This window comes from Shewanella glacialipiscicola, assembly GCF_023283485.1.
Taxonomy (GTDB): domain Bacteria; phylum Pseudomonadota; class Gammaproteobacteria; order Enterobacterales; family Shewanellaceae; genus Shewanella; species Shewanella glacialipiscicola.
The window spans coordinates 76,444-93,715 of the sequence record NZ_JAKILU010000004.1 but is presented as its reverse complement, the minus strand read 5'-3'; the positions used below and the strand labels follow the sequence as shown (position 1 = coordinate 93,715).

Sequence of the window (17,272 nt, the reverse complement as noted above, 5' to 3'; positions counted from 1 at the left end):
TTATGTTGAAATATATTATCGAGGCGTCAATCAGGCAGCGATTTATGGTGCTGATTATCGCCATCATGATCACGGTTTGGGGCGTACAGGAGCTGCGTAAAACGCCGCTCGATGCACTGCCGGATTTATCCGACGTGCAAGTGATTATTAAAACCCCTTATCCGGGTCAAGCGCCAAAATTAGTAGAGGAACAAGTCACTTATCCCTTATCAACCGCCATGTTAGCCGTGCCCGGTGCCAAAACTGTACGTGGCTATTCCATGTTCGGCGACTCCTACGTATATGTAATTTTTGAAGATGGCACCGACATATACTGGGCACGCTCACGGGTGCTCGAATACTTGAGCCAGATCAGCAGCCGTTTACCACAAAACGTGCAACCCTCCCTCGGTCCCGATGCATCTGGCGTGGGTTGGGTGTTTGAATATGCGCTGGTCGATCGCTCTGGCAATTTAGATTTATCGCAACTCAAAAGTCTGCAGGATTGGTATCTTAAATTAGAGCTACAAAGCGTAGCGGGCGTGTCTGAAGTCGCCACCGTAGGTGGCATGGAGCAAACCTATCAGATAGTGTTAGAGCCCGATAAAATGGCGATTTATAAGCTCGATATCGCCAGCATTAAACAAGCCATAGATAGATCCAACAGCGAAGCTGGCGGCTCTGTAATCGAAATGGCCGAAGCCGAATACATGGTGCGCGCCAAAGGCTATCGCCAAACCTTGGAGGATTTTCGCGAAATCCCCCTTGGTATCACCAGCCCTTCTGGTACAGGTTTAACGCTCAAAGATGTTGCCACTGTGCGTAAAGGTCCTGCCTCGCGCCGCGGTATTGCCGAACTTGATGGCGAAGGCGAAGTCGTAGGCGGCATTGTGGTAATGCGCTACGGCGAAAATGCTTTAGCCACGATTGAAGCGGTGAAAGTGAAACTTGAAGAACTCAAAGCAGGCCTGCCCGATGGCGTTGAGATAATCCCTACCTATGACAGATCCCACTTAATTCTTAAATCTGTCGACAACCTATTTAGCAAAGTCATCGAAGAAATGTTGGTAGTCGGCTTAGTTTGTTTACTATTTTTACTGCATGCGCGCTCAACGCTCGTGGCGGTGATCACCCTGCCGCTATCCATCCTTATCGCCTTTATCGTGATGAATAAGATGGGCGTTAACGCCAATATCATGAGTCTTGGCGGCATCGCTATTGCTATTGGCGCAGTAGTAGATGGTGCGATTGTGATGATCGAAAACCTACACAAGCATTTAGAACATTTCAAAGCAGATCATGATCGCGAGCCAGATACCAAAGAGCATTGGCGTATCGTCACCGAAGCCTCTATTGAAGTCGGGCCAGCGCTATTTTTCTCATTGATTATTATTACCTTAAGCTTTGTTCCGGTATTTGCACTAGAAGCGCAGGAAGGTCGATTATTCGCGCCATTGGCCTACACTAAAACCTTCGCCATGGCAGCGGCGGCCTTTTTATCAATCACCTTAGTACCAATTTTGATGGGCTACTTTATTCGCGGAAAAATCCCCAACGAACGCAGTAATCCCATCAGTCGTTTTTTGATTGCACTTTATGAGCCGTCACTCAAACTGGTGCTTAAATTCCCTAAAGTCACCTTAATGTTAGCGTTAGTCGCGCTAGCCAGTGCTTGGTATCCCATGACCAGGATGGGCAGTGAGTTTATGCCAGCTCTTGAAGAGGGAGATTTACTCTACATGCCAACGGCAATGCCCGGCATCAGCGCCAGTAAAGCCGCCGAGGTCTTGCAGCAAACCGACCGCTTGATTAAAACCGTGCCCGAAGTAGCCCGCGTGTTTGGTAAGGTCGGCCGCGCCGAAACCGCCACCGATCCCGCGCCGCTGACGATGCTTGAAACCACTATCATGCTCAAACCCCATGACGAATGGCGTGAAGGCATAACCTTAAATGGCATCATTGCTCAGTTGCAACAAACAGTAAAAGTGCCGGGACTGACCAATGCTTGGGTGCAGCCCATCAAAACGCGTATCGACATGCTCTCAACAGGGATAAAAACCCCCGTCGGCATTCAGATCACAGGTGCGGATGTCAGCGAGCTGCAAAGAATAGGGATTCAAATTGAAGCGATTCTTAGCAAGGTGCCGCACACCAAATCGGCCTATGCTGAACGTAGTGGCGGAGGACGCTATATCGACATCAGCCCCAAACTGGACGTTGCCGCGCGTTACGGTATGACTTTGCAAGATATTCAAGATGTGGTGCGTTACGCCATTGGCGGTATGGATATTGGCGAGTCGGTACAGGGTGCAGAGCGTTATCCTATCAATCTGCGCTATCCCCGCGAGCTACGCGACAACATAGAGAAACTCCGTGAGCTGCCCGTCATCACTAAGTCGGGGCATTATCTGCCACTGCGTAACTTGGCCGATATCGAGATCACCGATGGCGCACCTATGTTAGAAAGTGAAAATGGTCGCTTAATCTCTTGGGTGTTTATCGATATCGAAGGCACTTCAATCGGTGAGTATATCGCCACTGCTAAAGCTGCTTTAGATGCAGAGCTGATAGTCCCATCCCGTTACAGCTATAGCTTTGCGGGCCAGTACGAATATATGCAAAGGGTCGATGCTAAACTCAAACAGGTCATCCCTATGGCATTAGCGGTTATTTTTATCCTGTTAATGATGACATTCGGCTCCACCATTCAGGCGAGTATTATCATGCTCAGTCTGCCCTTCGCGCTGGTTGGTAGCACTTGGTTATTGTATCTACTCGATTACAACATCTCAGTGGCTGTTGCCGTGGGTATGATTGCCTTAGCGGGTGTTGCCGCCGAGTTTGGGGTAGTGATGTTGGTGTATCTCAATAACGCCATCAAACACAGGCAAGAAAAAGATATTTACCACAGTGTTAGCGATTTAAAAGAAGCTTTAATTGAAGGTGCGGTGATGCGTATTCGCCCCAAAGCGATGACAGTCGCAACCATCTTCTTTGGTCTATTACCCATTATGTGGGGCGCTGGTTCAGGTAACGATGTGATGCAAAAAATCGCTGCGCCTATGGTTGGCGGCATGGTGACGGCACCATTATTGTCACTGTTTGTACTGCCCGCACTCTATCTACTGATTTACTCGCGCAAGCTAAAGAAAGATGCTGCGCACTTAAGCTAACCACAATCGCAATCCACAAAATCCCTTCAGTCGATTGCGATTGAGGGGATTTTTTATTCTACAAAACGAAAACTTAGCTCACTCTACTCATACAAGGATTAACCTTAACGCCCGCTTTAGATCACATGAGCAATAGCGCTATAAATCACTCTCAATAAAATAAGCCTCTAAGTTTATAACGCTTATGTGTACCATTAACGCAGCGCACCACAGGATTGACTCAACTCTCTGTAGCAGAAAGGATTCCATTAAATGATAAAATCATTTTGTTTAATCATCAGCCGGATAAAGCTGCCATCACTTTTACTTAAGCGCCCATCTCGCATATTACTTGCCACATTTGGTCTATGCGGTACGCTAATCATTACAGCCACTCCCGCTTTTTCTGCACCCGCGACGGGTGAATTTATCGCCGATAAACGCTGTGAGTTATTCCAATCGAAAAATAAACAAACCAATCCAGATCAGTGGCAAAGCAATATTGGCGAACGTTATCCTGTACTCGAAATTCTCGGCAACAGCGTCAAACCTGATTGGCTGCGAGTGCGTACCAATGCAGTAAACTCTCCCATGCGCTGGATTAACGGTGCTTGCGGCCAATATCAGTCCAATATTGCAGATAGTAACCTATCAACACCTGCAACGGCAGTCGAACCCACGCAAACCACCACAGCAGCGGATATCAAAGCTAAAAGTCGAGATAGCCTTAAAGATCATGGCACCACGCAGAAACGCCAAGGCGATCAATGCCGAATCGGCGGCGAATTTGACGCTAACGTATTAGCATTAAGCTGGCAAAGCACTTTTTGCGAACTCTATGGCAGCCGAAAAGCAGAATGCCGCGCGTTAAGCCAAACGAGTGAGTCGACCCAATGGCAGCACTTTAGCCTGCACGGACTGTGGCCGAATAAACAGCAATGTGGCACACGTTATGGCTATTGCGGCACAGTAAAATTGCAACCAAACGATTTTTGTACTTATCCTGAGTTTGAACTGAATCCATCAGTTCGTAAAAATTTAGAAGAAGTCATGCCTAGCGCCCAATACGGCACCTGTTTAGAACGCCACGAATGGTGGAAACACGGCACTTGCCGTAGCCAAGACCCTAACGAGTACTTTTTATTGGCAACCCAGCTGACCCAAGCGGTAAACGCCTCAGCATGGGTGCAAAGTTTTATTCATGAACGTATTGGTAAAGATGTCACTAAACGTGAATTAAACCAAAGTTTTGATGCTAGTTTCGGTAAAGGTGCTCACACAAAAATGAGCCTAGAATGTGCTAAGGGATTATTAAGTGAAATACGCATAAACTTGCCCGAGGACATTAAAGCCTCGGACTCCTTGCCGAGTCTGCTTGCCAAAGCCAATAAGGCTAAAAAAAGCACCTGCCCTGAAACAATAACGATAGATAAGCCAAACTAGATGTAATTTAAAATACCAATAGCAACTTGGTTATAATGAATAAAATGGCCATCGCTATCATCCCAAAAAGCCCTCGTGATGAGGGCTTTTTGTATTGAGCTCAATTATGAATATTGCGGTAGTAAATTCGCCATTGCCAATAAATGGCAAGCACCCGTCACTATGCCAAATAACACGACTACGACAATCAAGGGTGTACCGCCCATCACTCTAAAACCTGTGCTATCAGGAAATAACTGCCGCGATTTATAGGCCATTAATGCTGGAACAATTACTGCCCAAATGGTTGCAGCTAATGCCGCAAAACCAATCGCCACTAAAAAACCATCGGGAAACAGTAAACCTAAGATAGTGGGCGGCACAAAGGTCACTAACGCGGTTTTCATGCGGCCTGAACGCGAATCATCAAAACCAAATAAATCGGCGAGATAATCAAACAAGCCTAAGGTCACCCCTAAGAAAGATGAAGCTACCGCCAAGTTAGCAAACAGCGACAACATACTGTTTAACCAGCTACTCGCCATTACCTTAGACAAAGCGCCAACTAATACACCCATATTGCCGCCTTGGGCAATAATATCAATAAACTGGCTGCGGGGAATATTGCCCATAGTGGCGACTAACCAACAGGCATAAATTACCAACGCGATAAAAGTACCAACGAAAATCGCCTTAATAATCGTAGAGGCATCTTTGCCGTAATATTTGACTAAACTGGGGACGTTACCATGGTAACCAAAGCTGGCGAGGCCAAAGGGTAAAGCCGCCCACAGATATGGCGAAAAACTGTTATTCCCATCGGGTTCGAGCAACTTAGTCACATCGATTTCAATCAGTAAATTGCCGATAGCGAGAAAGAAAGTGATGATCATGCCACCGAGCATAATCGTGGTAATCCGGTCCACTGCCTTAGTGCTAATTAACACTATGCACGCTAATACAATGGCAAATACCAGCCCAGCGACACTTTGTGGTAACTCAACGCCCATGCCCTGTAAGCTATGATTTACAATTGAACCACCGCCACTAATGTAGGCGTAGGTTAAAATATACAACACAAAAGCGATGGAAACGCCGTTCACTATTCGCCAAAATTGCCCTAGGGTTTGCTTACTTAAGGTATCAAAACTGGCACCGGGTTCGAAATGTAAATTAGTTTCGAGTAGCAATAAACCCGACATCAACATACAAAACCAAATACCCAATAACATTAAAATAGAATAGCCAAACCACATACCCGCCCCCACCACGGGCAGAGAAAACATCCCGGCACCAACGGTAGTGCCAGCAATAATCATCGCACCGCCAAGCAAGGACTTACCAGCGGGCTTATTTTTAGCCGCATTCATATGATTTGCCATTAAACAATGTGCTCCGCGGTGACACTCGCCACTATGGTTTGTCTCACTGACGGACGTAATAAACTATTGGCTTGATCTCGAATGCGATTGATATTGGACTTATCCTCGCAATCTGCCAGATAGCCCAATGCTTTTAACTTAACGCTCAATGTGCCATAAAGTTTTTTATCGTAAAACTCAGGTGCGGTAATACCATGCAAAGCCCCTAAACGCTGGGCCAGTAGATGACTCTCAGATTCAAGCTCTGAGCGTTCCATCTTAGGTCTATTCGCTAACAAGTTGAAAATAATGGCGTAGCGCTGCAGGGTCTCACTCACTGAACTGGCCAACAACAATAGTTGGCTAGTGTGCTCAGGCACGATAGCTAAGGTATCAGCCTCAACCACTAATCCTTGTTCAATGAAGAAATCCAACACTTGATTGACATAGGCAGGTACATCATTAATGCCCATAAAAAGTTCAGCTTTTAGCAGTGGATAAAAATCGGCAACGATTGACGCTACTTGCTGACGCTGAATTTGCTCATTATGCGTTAAACAGCTAGCGATTAATGACGGTACAATAAATAAGTGAATGATATTGTTACGATAGTAAGTCATAGAGACCGCCTGACTTGCTTCGATCGACACGATTTCACCTAAGGAGTCGGCGGATACAACAAACTTATTGAGCTCTAAGCCCTGCTGCACTAACAGCTTGCCATCGCCTTCGGCAACCGAAGTATAGGTAGTGTAAGGCACTTTTTTAAGTAAGGTTAAATACAAATCAAGCTGACGCTCTAGCACACTGCGCTGTAAGGCATTTTGATCTGTGGCGAGTAACACCAAGCTTGTTAATGTCACTGAACTCGCTGCCGCGGCATCATTGATATGGGTCATAACCCGATTAGCCAGAACATTTACCGCTGGTGTTAACCAACTTGGTTTTTGCTCAGGATCCTCAGCAAGCTCAGCACGCCAGTTGGGTGCGCGTTCATTCAAAAAGTTTTGCACAGTAATCGGCTCGCCAAAGTTAACATAGCCTTGACCGAAATTACCGAGTTTGCGAATAGCACCAAATACCTGCCACACTGATTCTTTTTTCTTTTTCTTACCACTTAACTCTTTATGGTAAGTCGCCACTTCCATCACATGGTCATAGCCTAAATACACAGGCACTAGCGTGACTGGACGTTCGATACCGCGTAGTACGCTATTCATTGTCATGGCGATCATGCCCGTTTTGGGCGCCAACAGACGACCCGTACGTGAGCGGCCGCCTTCAGAGAAGTATTCTACCGAATAACCTTTAGCAAACAGTTGATCTAAATATTCACGGAATACTGCGGTATAAAGCTTATTGCCATTAAAGCTACGACGAATAAAGAAAGCACCACCGCGACGGAACATAGGCCCAGCGGGCCAAAAATTAAGGTTTATACCAGCAGCAATGTGCGGCGGAACCATACCTTGATAATACAAAATATACGATAACAGCAGATAATCCATATGGCTGCGATGGCAAGGCACATAGACAATCTCGTGACCATCGTGGTGCAACTGACGAACCTGCTCGGCACCTTTGATGTTGATTCCGCTATAAAGCTTATTCCACAACCAAGTTAAGAAACGCTCGGCAATACGAACTAAGCTATCAGAATAATCAGCAGCAATTTCATCGAGATACTCAATAGCCGTCTCACGCGCTTGGGTTTCTGAAATCTTTTTGGTGGCGGCTTCTTCTTGAATCGCTTTACGTATTGATTCAGATTTTAACAGCGAATGAAATAACGCTTGGCGATTAGGCAACACAGGTCCTGTCATCACTTTACGTTGGCGACGGAAATGCACTCGCGCCACTCGCGCTAACTTATGGGCAATACCCATATCAGTACCATGTTCATCAGCCATATAACGCAGAGATACTGCATTGGAAAACTGCACGAAGTTATGTCGGCCTAAGAACAGAATCATTAGGCACTTGCGCAGCCAAGTCGGGTTTTCCCGCTCAAATACGGCCGCCTTCATCGTGTCGTCCTCTTTCCCTGGCGTTCTCCCCCAATACAAACTGACAGGTACCAGTTGAATATCGAGCTCAGGATGTTGTTTATGCACCGCTAATAAGCGCATAAAGCATTCGAGAAAAGGTTCATTGCCGGTACGCTCACCAAACAACGGCTTGCGCCCTTGAAGGCAAACGACTCGCGGTGCAACTACGCCATTAGCGACTAACGGCTCATAGGGACTAGGCAGCCCGAGTTTAGCGGTTATTTCACTCAGTGCAGCAATGTCACTAAGTGATTCTGTTTTCATCACATAAGCAAGAGGTCTGGAGGCATCCAGATTCAGATCGGCAAAGGGATCCTGAGGCACCACAATGGTATGCACCAATTGTTTTTGGATCCAACGTAATGATTTTAACCAAAGAGAGTCATGTTTAGGCATTATTCTTATGCAATTAAGTACGTTCACTAGCCCGATAGAATACCAGACTATAGGGAATATTCGCTAATTCTCTCCGATATGGTTAAAAAGTGGTTAATACTTGCGCTGCAAACAATACTGTATATACTAACAGTAACTGTATAGAAAAACAGGAAAGACCATGAGACCTTTGACGCCACGCCAAGCTGAAATTTTAGAGTTAATCAAACGAAATATTGCCGACACTGGCATGCCACCTACTCGGGCTGAAATTGCCACCCGCTTAGGTTTTAAGAGTGCCAATGCAGCTGAAGAACATCTAAAAGCGTTGGCGAAAAAAGGCTGTATCGAGATTATACCTGGCACATCGCGGGGTATTCGTCTCACTGCTGAAGTCGAGGATGTAACTGAAACAGGCTTACCTCTTATAGGCCAAGTAGCTGCAGGTGAACCGATTCTCGCCCAAGAACACGTAGAACAGTATTACCAAGTCGACCCAAACATGTTCCATCCCGCTGCCGACTTTTTACTACGAGTTAAAGGCGACAGTATGAAAAATATCGGTATTCTCGAAGGAGATTTACTGGCAGTACATAAAATTGAGCAAGCTAGAAATGGTCAAGTGGTTGTCGCTAGAGTCGACGACGATGTCACGGTTAAACGTTTCGAAAAAAAAGGTAATGTGGTCTATCTACACGCCGAAAATGAAGACTACTCTCCAATTAAAGTGGATTTAGGCTTTCAAAGTTTAACAATTGAAGGACTCGCCGTCGGTGTGATCCGTAATGGAGATTGGCTATGAACAAACTAATTGGCAATGCCCCGCGCCATCCGGGATTGTGGCGTGATGATGAAGTTCGTGCAGCCGATTATGATTGGCATCACACACCTATCGCCTGTATGCCCACTAAAACTCAAGGCCGCCAAGAACTCATTCACCTGAGCGCGCAACTCGCACAACTAAGCCAACAGGGCCGTTGGTTAGTGCTTATCAATCCACCCAGCATTGGCTATAAACAAATGTTGGCCAGCGCAGGTGTACGCATGGACAGAGTATTACTCGTACACGCTAAAGATGATGTCGAAACCCTTTGGGCGATGGAAAAGGCGCTAACGAGTGGAACGTCTAGTGCAGTGATAACTTGGACCCAATCATTAGATGCCCGCGATAATCGCCGCCTACAGATTGTGGCGAAAAGTGCTCGCGCTATGGGTATAGTGCTGGAAGATGTAAACAATCACTTACCTAACGATCTCCACATTGAACAAGGACGGCGACTAAGTCAGCCATCTTTTTTTAGTGCAATACATTAAAATATTTATTTAATTTTTTAGCTTAAAAGCCGCCTCACCTATGAATGTGAGGCTTTTTTTGGCAATTTTTCAAATAATTAGCTAAACGAGTGATCTTGATCAATATTTAAACAGCAAGTATGGTTAGTTCAGTCAATGATGATACAGCGTATCCTTGGCTAATTAATCGAACCGTTATCGAGCTCAAACTATTATTAAAAATAGAGAACAGATGTATTTCAGTCGTATGTGTAAACGTGGCTAATACCAGAAGTAACAATACTTAATTAAAAGTAACAGCCGCCAACGCACGTTGAAGTCAAAAAAGCTTTTTTGGGAACTGAAGAGTTTGCATAGAGTTGAGACTTACTGTGTTGCTCTTCTTTGTAGTTGCTATTCGCAATTGGCAGAGGAGAAGTCTTGTGAAGCAATTGTTGTATTGTTTACTCGTGGTGTTATTCGCACCACCGTTGGCCGCCGCGGACATGCGGTTCAACATGACCCCTGGCGTGACCGAGATCAGTGGCAAGGTTTATCACTTGCACATGACCATCTTGTATATCTGCTGCGCAATCGGCCTTGTGGTCTTTAGCGTGATGATTTATGCCATCATCAATCACCGAAAATCTAAAGGCGCGGTCGCGTCCCACTTTCACGAAAGCACTAAAGTCGAAATTGCTTGGACCGTTCTGCCATTTATCATATTGATATTAATGGCTATTCCTGCGACAAAAACCTTAATTGCGATGGAAGACCCTAGCGATGCCGATCTAACCGTTAAAGTCACCGGTTCCCAATGGAAATGGCATTACAGCTATTTCGATCAGGACATTGATTTTTACAGCATACTCGCAACCCCCAGAGCACAAATCGACGGCACCGAAACCAAAGGTGAAAACTACCTATTGGAAGTCGACAAGCCGCTCGTCTTACCGATAAACCGCAAAATCCGCTTTTTGATGACCTCTGAAGATGTGATCCATTCATGGTGGGTACCTGCTTTTGCCGTGAAGAAAGATGCTAATCCTGGGTTTATCAATGAGTCTTGGACTCGCATAGACAAACCCGGCATTTACCGTGGTCAGTGCGCTGAACTCTGCGGTAAAGACCATGGTTTTATGCCAATCGTAGTTCAAGCCCTACCCGAAGCCGAGTTTGAGGCTTGGGTGGCTGAGCAAAAACAAGCGGCAAGTGTTGCGGCAGTAGCAGCGACAGCTGCGTTATCACAAACTCTTAGCAAAGATGAGCTAATGACCCAAGGTGAGCAAATTTACTTGGGCCACTGCGCGGCTTGCCACCAGCCCAATGGCGAAGGGCTACAAGGTGTGTTCCCACACCTCAAAGGCAGCCCGATAGCCACTGGCCCACTCGGCGGTCATCTTGAGATTGTGCTCAACGGCAAAACAGGGACAGCGATGCAAGCTTTTAGTAAGCAACTATCGGCGCAAGAGATTGCCGCCGTGATTACCTACGAGCGTAATGCTTGGGGCAATAATACTGGTGATGCTGTACAAGCCAAGGATGTTAGCGAGCACAGGAGCGGCAACCCTAACGTACAAGCCTCTGTCGCCACAGCACCAACCAGTACAACTCAAAATCCGACTCCGACAGCTGAGGCGCCAGCAGTTGTCGATCCCGCAAGCCTGCCCACACTCACCCATGATGCCCTGATGGCCGAAGGTGAAACTGTTTACGCCACCACTTGTGCAGCCTGCCATCAACTGACGGGAGCGGGAGTTCCACCTGCTTTTCCCGCACTCGCTGGCAGCACTATTGCCACAGGGCCCGTTGCCAGTCACATCAATATTGTGATGCACGGCAAAGCAGGTACGGCTATGCCGGCATTTGGCAAACAACTCAGCCCACAGCAACTGGCTGCAGTCATTACCTATGAGCGCAATGCTTGGGGCAACAATACCGGCGATACAGTGCAACCTGCTGATATCGCAAGCCATGGACAGTAGAGGATTATGATGAGCACAACGACTCAAGATCAAACTGCAGCCCATGATGACCATCATCATGGTGCGCCAAAGGGCATCATGCGCTGGGTGCTAACCACCAACCACAAAGACATAGGCACTCTGTATTTATGGTTCAGCTTCATCATGTTTTTAACTGGCGGCGCTATGGCCATGGTGATCCGCGCTGAGCTCTTTCAGCCCGGATTACAATTGGTCGAACCCAACTTCTTCAACCAAATGACCACAGTCCACGGGCTGATCATGGTGTTCGGCGCTGTAATGCCAGCCTTTACTGGGCTGGCAAACTGGATGATCCCTATGATGATCGGTGCGCCTGACATGGCATTACCACGGATGAACAACTGGAGTTTTTGGATCCTACCCTTCGCTTTTACTATTTTGCTCAGCTCACTATTTATGGAAGGCGGCGGGCCTAACTTTGGTTGGACCTTCTACGCCCCACTGTCGACCACTTATAGTCCTGACAGCACAGCACTCTTCGTGTTCTCTATTCACATCATGGGGATAAGCTCCATCATGGGTGCTATCAACGTGATTGTGACCATAGTCAATTTACGCGCCCCCGGTATGACATGGATGAAGCTACCGATGTTTGTCTGGACTTGGCTTATCACCGCATTTTTACTGATCGCGGTTATGCCCGTGCTCGCAGGTGCGGTAACTATGGTGCTGACTGATAAGTTTTTTGGCACGAGTTTCTTCGAAGCTGCGGGCGGCGGCGATCCAGTGATGTTTCAACATATTTTCTGGTTCTTCGGCCACCCTGAAGTCTACATTATGATTTTGCCATCTTTTGGCATCATCTCCGCCATAGTGCCAGCCTTTAGCCGCAAACCATTATTTGGCTATTCATCAATGGTTTATGCAACTGCCAGCATTGCTATTCTGTCATTCCTCGTGTGGGCACACCATATGTTCACCACAGGTATGCCTGTCTTTGCCGAATTGTTTTTTATGTATTGCACTATGCTGATTTCGGTACCAACAGGCGTAAAAGTATTTAACTGGGTCGCGACAATGTGGCGCGGTTCACTCAGTTTTGAAACGCCAATGCTATTCGCTGTGGCCTTTATCATACTCTTCACCATTGGCGGATTTTCGGGATTAATGCTCGCCATTACGCCTGCAGATTTCCAATACCACGATACTTATTTTGTGGTGGCACATTTTCATTACGTATTAGTCACTGGGGCCATTTTCTCCATCATGGCAGCAGCCTATTATTGGCTACCTAAGTGGACGGGACACATGTACAACGAGCGACTAGGACAATGGCATTTCTGGTGCTCGGTGATCTCCGTCAACGTGCTATTTTTCCCAATGCATTTCCTTGGACTCGCCGGCATGCCAAGGCGTATCCCCGACTACTCGATTCAATTTGCCGATGTAAATCAAATTGTCTCAATTGGTGGGTTTGCCTTTGGTTTATCGCAATTGATTTTCTTAGTCTTAGTCATCAAGTGTATCCGTGGCGGTGAAAAAGCTCCCGCTAAACCTTGGGAAGGTTCCGAGGGTTTAGAATGGACATTACCAAGCCCTGCGCCTTATCACTCATTCACCACACCACCTGAGGTGAAATGACATGACGACTGAGCACCAACAAGTAAATAAGCCCAAGTCAAACCGTAAGCTTATCAGCATGCTAGTCATAGGCTGTATCGGCATGTTTGGGTTTGGGTTTGCGCTGGTGCCGCTATACGATGTGCTGTGTGAAAAACTAGGAATAAATGGCAAACCTGCTAATACCGCCAGTAGTTACCAAGCGATAACTGTAGATACTAGCCGTATTGTCACTGTGGAGTTTATCTCCCAAGTACAAACCGGTATGCCGTGGCAGTTCGAGCCGCAAACCAAGCGGCTCGAAGTCCACCCTGGTGAGCTAATCCACACGGCATTTTTGGCACGCAATATGTCAGACAGGGCTACTGTTGGTCAGGCGATACCTTCGGTATCACCCGGACAAGGTGCTGCGTTTTTTAATAAAACAGAATGTTTTTGCTTCAATCAACAGCACTTAGCAGCTTCGACAAGCACTGAGTTGCCACTCATTTTCTTTGTGGATCCTCAGTTACCTGAATCAATCCACACTCTGACCCTCTCTTACACACTCTACGACATTACCGACAAGCAGTTAGCGTCTGCCATAGAGCAAGGAGCTGCAAAATGACTACAAAACATCAACATTACTATGTTCCCGCCCAAAGCGCTTGGCCCATTATTGGTGCTATCGGGTTGTTTTTAATCGCTCTGGGTGCTGGACACTTTATATATCAGTTGAAATCTGGAGCATCGGGTGGCGGTTATATATTACTCGCTGGTATAACCGTGATCGTATTTATGCTAGTGGGTTGGTTTAGAACCGTGATCAATGAATCCATGACTGGGCTCTATTCGCACCAAATGGATCGATCATTTCGCCAAGGTATGAGTTGGTTTATTTTTTCGGAGGTGATGTTCTTCGGTGCATTTTTTGGCACGCTATTTTATGCCCGCATGATCTCAGTTCCTTGGCTGGGCGGCGCCTCCAATAATGCCATGACCCATGAAGTGCTCTGGCCACATTTCGAAGCGATTTGGCCACTGCTCACCACCCCCGATGGCACTAAAACCGAAGCGATGCCGTGGACTGGCCTGCCGTTAATTAACACCATAGTACTGCTAACCTCTTCAGTAACTTTACATTTTGCTCATGTGAGTCTTGAAAAGGGTAAACGCTCAGCTATCAAACTTTGGCTTGGGATCACCATACTTTTGGGGATTAGCTTCCTCGTCTTACAAGTAGAAGAATATATGCATGCCTATCATGAAATGGGGCTCACTCTCACCTCTGGAGTTTATGGCAATACTTTTTTCCTATTAACTGGCTTTCACGGTATGCATGTGACACTTGGGACTCTATTTTTATTAGTCTTATTTTTCAGAGTTTTGAAAGGTCACTTTAGCGCAGATAAACACTTTGCTTTCCAAGCGGGGAGTTGGTATTGGCACTTTGTAGATGTAGTTTGGTTATGTTTATTTATTTTCGTGTACGTGCTGTAGAACCTAAAACTTAATAGGGTGTGGGATGGGTGCTGATGAGTCCAGTGCCTAAGGCGACTAACAGCAGCAAAATTACCAACACTGAGAATATTACTCGGCGACCAAGGTAACGACTCATCGGCACTTGGATGTCACCTTTCACCATAATAAATAAGGCCCTGCCTAAATTAAAAATGATAAACAGCAATAGCAGAATTAAGACTAACTTAAAAATGAACAGGGCATTCATACAATATCCTTATGTTCTGCTGAATAAATTAACGCTTTTTTTACTGGTATTGACTGTGGCGGTATTTATTATTTTGGTCAAGCTAGGGCTATGGCAATTAGCACGAGGCGAGGAAAAAACCGCGCTATTGGCCCAAATGGAAGCGAGGCAATCATTACCTGCATTAAGTTTTGAACAGCTCCAGCACAAAATAGACAAAGAAGCCGTAACGGGTTATCGGCTACAAATACATTCCACACCCGCCAGCTCGCAGATCTGGCTGCTGGATAATCAAATCTATCAGGGGCAAGTAGGTTATCTAGCCTTTCAACCTCTACAAATCGAGGCTAACCAGCCTTGGTTACTAGTCGAATTAGGTTTTGTCGCCGCCAGTTCCCACCGCGATGAGTTACCTCACATCACAGCACTGAGTGGTGAATTAAATATTGAAGGGCGACTTTATCAAAAACAAATCAACCCATTGAGTCAGTCACTCATGGCTGAGACAGGGTCAAGCATTCGTTTTCAAAATCTCAATATGCCCGAAATAGCTAAAGCGCTAGGTCATCCCTTACTAGATGCAGTGCTGCAACCGGATGAGTTAACTTCTCTAGATTTACCACATCCTTGGCAACCCTTTCCGCTGTCGGCACAAAAACATTGGGGTTATGCGTTGCAATGGTTTTCGATGGCGACCGTGTTTGCAGGGCTCATGCTGTGGCAGGGGATTAAGTATATGAAGCGCCACAACGCCCAAACAATAACAAACTCTACGAGCAAATAGAGAAATTCGTACCATACTTATAACGACAAAAATAAAAACTAAATAAATATAAAACAATAAATTAGGGATAATTTGAATGAGAGGAGCAAGCATGAACTCCCAGAGTAAATCTAAACACAAGATATTAGGGTTGTTACTGCTGGCATTTATCGCGCCCGTGGTCATCGCCAAGTTAGTACTAAGCCTCAATTTATACCATGGAGGCGCCACCAATCATGGTGAACTAATCAGCCCTGAAACCAGTTATACGAGTCTTGGGGTTGAAAATACCAATCCCAAAGAATGGCAACTGCTATATCTACTACCAGCCCATTGCGATGAGACTTGCCGCGAACGCTTGTATATTTTACGTCAAAGCCATACTGCACTTGGGCCAGATCAGGTGCGAGTCGAGCCACTTATTCTTACCCATCCCGATAGCGATCTGAACGCCTTAAAAGACTTCAACTTCAACACACACACTGTCAATCCTGCTTTAAGCCATTGGCTAGATGAACAGCAACTGATCATAGTCGATCCCTTAGGCAGCTTAGTGCTGCGCTATCCCCAAGTGCAGGGTAGAGAAGCCCATTTAGCTCAAGGCAAGGCCTTGATTGCGGATCTGCGTAAATTGCTAAAACTATCGAGGGTAGATTGATGCAGCTCACTTGGGTTCTACGCTTAACCTTAGCCTTTACCTTATTGGTGATTTTAATGGGTGCCTACACTCGCCTCTCGGATGCGGGGCTAGGTTGCCCTGACTGGCCGGGCTGCTACGGCCATATCAAGGTGCCCACCCAAGACCATGAAATCGCCCATGCACAAAGCATATTTCCAGATCATGATATCCACCCAGAGAAAGCCTGGCTGGAAATGATCCATAGATATATCGCTGGCGGACTTGGCTTACTGGTGTTGTGTATCTTATTGCTGTGTTTGAAAACGCCAGAAGCACCGAAAAAATTGCCGCTCATTATAGTGCTACTGATCCTCTTTCAAGCCGCTCTCGGCATGTGGACAGTAACGATGAAACTCATGCCCATAGTGGTGATGGCGCATCTTATTGGTGGTTTTAGCTTGATTTCACTGCTGCTGCTCCTCTATCTACGCATTCGCCCACGGCGTATTTTTAATAGCGAAACCTATGCCCGCAATCTGGCACCGCTGGCACTGGTGAGCCTATTCGTCCTTGTGGGTCAGATCATGCTGGGCGCTTGGACATCCTCTAATTATGCCGCGCTCGCCTGCACCTCTTTACCTATTTGTGAAGGTAACTGGGTGGATAATTTGGCTATAGTCGAGGCTTTTTCACCGTTCCAAGGCCAACACCACAGTTTCGAATTTGGGGTGCTCGATTACCCTGCCCGTATGACTATCCATATTGCCCACCGAATTGGCGCTATCGTTACCGCGAGTGTATTACTCGTGCTCGCCTATCGATTATTTGTTGGCACTGTTGGGCTAAGGGCCTTAAGCCTTTTATTGGTGGGACTAGTGATCCTACAAGTGAGCTTAGGTATTTCTAACGTAGTGATGCATTTACCACTCGGCATTGCCGTATCTCACAACGGCGGGGCGGCATTACTGCTGCTGACCTTAGTCGCAATCAACTATTTTTTATGGCGCAAAGCATAAGCGAGGGATCCA

General features: G+C 46.4%; 14 protein-coding genes. 11 read left to right on the top strand and 3 right to left on the bottom strand.

The window, feature by feature from the left end; genetic code table 11:
- Positions 1-2: 2 nt before the first annotated feature.
- Complete coding sequence (locus tag L2717_RS04795) at positions 3-3,152, top strand: efflux RND transporter permease subunit (RefSeq protein WP_220772106.1); 3,150 nt, start codon at positions 3-5, stop codon at positions 3,150-3,152.
- A gap of 252 nt (positions 3,153-3,404) precedes the next feature.
- A complete protein-coding gene (locus tag L2717_RS04790) occupies positions 3,405-4,574 on the top strand; it encodes a ribonuclease T2 family protein (RefSeq protein ID WP_220772105.1) in 1,170 nt (389 codons plus the stop codon).
- A gap of 104 nt (positions 4,575-4,678) precedes the next feature.
- Here L2717_RS04790 and mtr read toward each other — a convergent pair whose 3' ends face one another.
- Together mtr and plsB are read right to left on the bottom strand one after the other, a co-directional pair.
- Positions 4,679-5,935, bottom strand: coding sequence for a tryptophan permease (gene mtr, locus L2717_RS04785; protein WP_220772104.1), 1,257 nt, complete (start codon positions 5,933-5,935; stop codon positions 4,679-4,681).
- On the bottom strand, positions 5,935-8,358 hold the full coding sequence (plsB, locus tag L2717_RS04780; protein ID WP_220772102.1) for a glycerol-3-phosphate 1-O-acyltransferase PlsB: 2,424 nt from the start codon (positions 8,356-8,358) through the stop codon (positions 5,935-5,937). Before plsB ends, mtr begins: the two co-directional genes overlap by 1 nt.
- A gap of 160 nt (positions 8,359-8,518) precedes the next feature.
- Between plsB and lexA the strand changes: the two genes are divergently transcribed.
- The 6 genes from lexA (at position 8,519) to L2717_RS04750 (ending at position 14,654) form a co-directional block, all read left to right on the top strand.
- On the top strand, positions 8,519-9,139 hold the full coding sequence (lexA, locus tag L2717_RS04775; protein WP_220772100.1) for a transcriptional repressor LexA: 621 nt from the start codon (positions 8,519-8,521) through the stop codon (positions 9,137-9,139).
- Positions 9,136-9,651: a cell division inhibitor SulA gene (locus tag L2717_RS04770; RefSeq protein ID WP_220772098.1), complete on the top strand. Its 516-nt coding sequence runs from the start codon at positions 9,136-9,138 to the stop codon at positions 9,649-9,651. The genes lexA and L2717_RS04770 overlap by 4 nt, the downstream gene beginning before the upstream one ends.
- Positions 9,652-10,052: 401 nt before the next feature.
- Positions 10,053-11,594 carry a cytochrome c oxidase subunit II gene (coxB, locus tag L2717_RS04765; RefSeq protein ID WP_220772096.1) on the top strand — a complete coding sequence of 514 codons (1,542 nt, stop codon included), beginning with the start codon at positions 10,053-10,055 and terminating at the stop codon, positions 11,592-11,594.
- A 9-nt stretch (positions 11,595-11,603) separates the two neighbouring features.
- Complete coding sequence (gene ctaD / locus L2717_RS04760; RefSeq protein ID WP_220772121.1) at positions 11,604-13,196, top strand: cytochrome c oxidase subunit I; 1,593 nt, start codon at positions 11,604-11,606, stop codon at positions 13,194-13,196.
- 1 nt (position 13,197) lies between these two features.
- Positions 13,198-13,782: a cytochrome c oxidase assembly protein gene (locus L2717_RS04755; RefSeq protein ID WP_220772095.1), complete on the top strand. Its 585-nt coding sequence runs from the start codon at positions 13,198-13,200 to the stop codon at positions 13,780-13,782.
- Positions 13,779-14,654: a cytochrome c oxidase subunit 3 gene (locus L2717_RS04750; RefSeq protein WP_220772093.1), complete on the top strand. Its 876-nt coding sequence runs from the start codon at positions 13,779-13,781 to the stop codon at positions 14,652-14,654. The genes L2717_RS04755 and L2717_RS04750 overlap by 4 nt, the downstream gene beginning before the upstream one ends.
- Positions 14,655-14,664: 10 nt before the next feature.
- On the opposite strand, the gene L2717_RS04745 is transcribed toward L2717_RS04750, so the two are convergent.
- Positions 14,665-14,883 (bottom strand): DUF2909 family protein, encoded by a 219-nt coding sequence (locus L2717_RS04745; protein WP_220772091.1) that lies wholly within the window; start codon positions 14,881-14,883, stop codon positions 14,665-14,667.
- Between L2717_RS04745 and L2717_RS04740 the strand changes: the two genes are divergently transcribed.
- From L2717_RS04740 to L2717_RS04730, 3 genes are all read left to right on the top strand, one after another.
- Entirely contained in the window at positions 14,882-15,646 is a 765-nt protein-coding gene (locus L2717_RS04740; protein WP_220772120.1) for an SURF1 family protein, read from the top strand. The two genes, L2717_RS04745 and L2717_RS04740, sit on opposite strands and share 2 nt — an antisense overlap.
- A 91-nt stretch (positions 15,647-15,737) precedes the next feature.
- On the top strand, positions 15,738-16,283 hold the full coding sequence (locus tag L2717_RS04735) for a redox-active disulfide-containing membrane protein (RefSeq protein WP_220772089.1): 546 nt from the start codon (positions 15,738-15,740) through the stop codon (positions 16,281-16,283).
- On the top strand, positions 16,283-17,260 hold the full coding sequence (locus tag L2717_RS04730; protein ID WP_220772088.1) for a COX15/CtaA family protein: 978 nt from the start codon (positions 16,283-16,285) through the stop codon (positions 17,258-17,260). Before L2717_RS04735 ends, L2717_RS04730 begins: the two co-directional genes overlap by 1 nt.
- The last annotated feature ends 12 nt before the right edge of the window (positions 17,261-17,272 follow it).

Excerpts from the sequence above, each read along its gene's own strand:
- L2717_RS04795 (WP_220772106.1), top strand. The coding sequence starts at position 3 with ATGTTGAAATATATTATCGAGGCGTCAATCAGGCAGCGATTTATGGTG.
- L2717_RS04790 (WP_220772105.1), top strand. The coding sequence starts at position 3,405 with ATGATAAAATCATTTTGTTTAATCATCAGCCGGATAAAGCTGCCATCA.
- mtr (WP_220772104.1), bottom strand. The coding sequence starts at position 5,935 with ATGGCAAATCATATGAATGCGGCTAAAAATAAGCCCGCTGGTAAGTCC.
- plsB (WP_220772102.1), bottom strand. The coding sequence starts at position 8,358 with ATGCCTAAACATGACTCTCTTTGGTTAAAATCATTACGTTGGATCCAA.
- lexA (WP_220772100.1), top strand. The coding sequence starts at position 8,519 with ATGAGACCTTTGACGCCACGCCAAGCTGAAATTTTAGAGTTAATCAAA.
- L2717_RS04770 (WP_220772098.1), top strand. The coding sequence starts at position 9,136 with ATGAACAAACTAATTGGCAATGCCCCGCGCCATCCGGGATTGTGGCGT.
- ctaD (WP_220772121.1), top strand. The coding sequence starts at position 11,604 with ATGAGCACAACGACTCAAGATCAAACTGCAGCCCATGATGACCATCAT.
- L2717_RS04755 (WP_220772095.1), top strand. The coding sequence starts at position 13,198 with ATGACGACTGAGCACCAACAAGTAAATAAGCCCAAGTCAAACCGTAAG.
- L2717_RS04750 (WP_220772093.1), top strand. The coding sequence starts at position 13,779 with ATGACTACAAAACATCAACATTACTATGTTCCCGCCCAAAGCGCTTGG.
- L2717_RS04745 (WP_220772091.1), bottom strand. The coding sequence starts at position 14,883 with ATGAATGCCCTGTTCATTTTTAAGTTAGTCTTAATTCTGCTATTGCTG.
- L2717_RS04735 (WP_220772089.1), top strand. The coding sequence starts at position 15,738 with ATGAACTCCCAGAGTAAATCTAAACACAAGATATTAGGGTTGTTACTG.
- L2717_RS04730 (WP_220772088.1), top strand. The coding sequence starts at position 16,283 with ATGCAGCTCACTTGGGTTCTACGCTTAACCTTAGCCTTTACCTTATTG.